Raw genomic sequence first — 2,814 nt, forward strand, 5'->3', positions numbered from 1 at the left:
GATAACGGATTTGTCACAATTTATCTATCTGGAATACCTAGCAATAACACTGTAATCTTACATTATGGAATCGAGAGCGGACCTCAGCAAGCGTGGACTAGTATATATAATGCGAATATGAAGTGGAATGGAAAAAATTTTAGTGTAACTATAGGTCCATTCAATAATGGGACGTGGATTGCGTGGGTCTTTTATGATAATACTACTAACCAGTGGATAAATTACTATAATCATCCATTCTGGAATTGGAACCTTGAAATTAACCCTTCGAATGTAGGGCAAACATATGCTACAGTATTACAAAATGGTTCAATATTAATTACTATGATAGGTAGAGCACCAGACCAAATAGAAATACATTACGGTCTCACGACTGGTCCCAAAACTGGATTACCATGGAGTAACATAACTGATGAATTAATGACTTATAATCCGCTTTGGGGAAACTACACAATACTCATAGGCCCATTTAAACCAGGCCAATGGGTACAATGGGTTTATCACGATTTAAGCCTTAACCAATATTACCACAACGTTTCTGGCACTAATTTCGCAATACAAGACGTATACTCATTCATTCAATACGTTAATTCAGTATATAATAAATTTGTTTATGTTGAAGGACAGAGAGCTGAAATTTACATAACTCTAAATAACGAGTTACAACAGCCAGTTAATTCCGTTCTTTCTCTACAAATAGCTGGTATAGGATATAATATTTCTGCCTATTTGAATCCTGGGATAAATAACATTTCATTTACTCTCAACACTAATAATATTCCTCAAGGAATATATCGTCCATTACTTAACGTTTATGTTAACAATACTCTTCAAAGACAAGCCACCTTACCTCCATTTTACGTTTTAAATGTAACTGGCAAAAAGCCATTAAGCCTCGTTATAGTGTGGAATATGCACCAACCACTTTACGTAGCCCCCAATGGGAGCTGGGAACAGCCGTGGGTTTGGTTACATACTGGACAAGATTTTATGTGGAATGGTAATTTAGTAGGGGCCTATGAATTACAAGCATTATTAATAAAACAGTTTAACGTTAGCGTAACCATAGACTTCACACCAGTACTACTTTACCAGTGGGAGACAATACTTCATGAGAAAAACGCTACTTTTACAGCTAATTTTGGTATAAATACAACCCATGATATTCAAGCAGTTAACTATACTCTAAATCTATATAAAACGTTAATAAAAGAAGGTAAAGTAGAAGTTTTAACTGTACCCTTCTATCATCCATTACAACCACTATTACTTCAAGATGGCTATTGGAGCGATGTTTTAGCTCAGATAAAAATGGGTGAGAACTTAACGCACGAAATCTTCGGAGTATGGGCTAATGGAACATGGACTCCAGAGATGGCCTTCGACATGGATTTAGTAGGTCTTTATAACGAAAGCGGAATTTCGTATACTATCTTAGATCAGCAAGCATTCTTACCTTATGTTACTTTAGTTAAAGGTTCATTAAATCCAGACCAACCATTTATAGTCGAGAACAATTTAGGACAAACAATCATAGTACTTTTTAGAAATACTACCTTATCAAACGAATTTGGCTTCAAATTTTTCAGTCAATCACCTCAACTTACCGCTCAAGAATTAATTCAACAATTAGCCCAAATATACATTAATAATCCGGGTGGAGTAGTTACTGTAGCCCTAGATGGTGAAAATCCATTAATATTTAACCCATCAACTGGCCCTGCAGATCTATACGCAATCTATCAAGCATTGTCTGAATACCAAGGAAGTTGGCTCATAACCCAAACTGCCAGCGAAGCAATTGCAACACATAAACCTAATACCGTAATAACAAACTTACCGGTTAGTTCATGGGATTTGAACTTAAACTATTGGAATAATGGTTACATAGGTAAGATTGACATATGGCAAAATGTATCTTTAGCTAGAGAATATCTAGTAGCATACACAGTAGCATTAGGAGAAAACGTGTCTCCCTTAGTTTATCTACCCTTTAACGAAACGCCAAACTCTACCAACTTACTTAATACACTGTGGAATTACTTGTACATAGCAGAAGGTAGCGATTGGACATGGCAAACGGGTCCACCAGCATATGGTCCAGCTTGGTTTAAAGAACAAGCTTTACTCTATACAAACACAATAATCTCTATAGTTAAAAATCAATTTTCGTTAATCAAGTTATCAAGCGTAAAACTGGAAGGTAACAAGATAAGACTTAGCATATATAATGGAATTAATCACACTTTACATCTAATATTGGTAATAAATTACAATTCTACAGAGACAGCTATCCCTATTACGTTAAATCCTGGTAATAATCAGTTTAAGATACCCTTAAGTATAAGCGGAAAAATAGAGATTTCATTATACTCTCCAGTAACTCCAGCAGAAGTTGGCCTAACGTTAATCCCCATTAGTAATTATGGATTCCTAATCAGTTCTAATCAAGTTATGGTTAACAAAGGCACAGCAAATAACCTTTACATAATAGTAGTAGGAGGAAGTATTGCAGTGTTGTTGGCAATTTTAGAGATTATAAAGAAAAGATACCTATAATTTTTTTCCAATTTAGATTATAGAAAGATAAAAATTTTTTCTAAAGAAATGGAATTTAATTATATAATAATTTTGACTTACAAGGAGTTATTTTAAAAGCAATGAATTAGCACATTCTAATTATTAAAAATTTTATGCGATTTTGCCAAGGAGAATTTTAATAAAAGCTTGAATGTATAAACCAAAATAGGAAAGTATAAGCAGGAGCAATTCTCTCACATCAACAATTGATTTTTTGACCTCAGAGTACAGTGC

The 2,814-nt window shown here is 34.2% G+C and carries 1 protein-coding gene; it reads left to right on the forward strand.

Features of this window, described 5'->3' with window-relative positions; translation table 11 throughout:
• The coding region (locus tag QXE01_12510) for a glycoside hydrolase (protein MEM4972060.1) at positions 1–2,559 on the forward strand (2,559 nt) is incomplete at its 5' end.
• Between the last annotated feature and the right edge of the window lie 255 nt (positions 2,560–2,814).

It is taken from the genome of Sulfolobales archaeon (assembly GCA_038897115.1).
Taxonomy (GTDB): domain Archaea; phylum Thermoproteota; class Thermoprotei_A; order Sulfolobales; family AG1; genus AG1.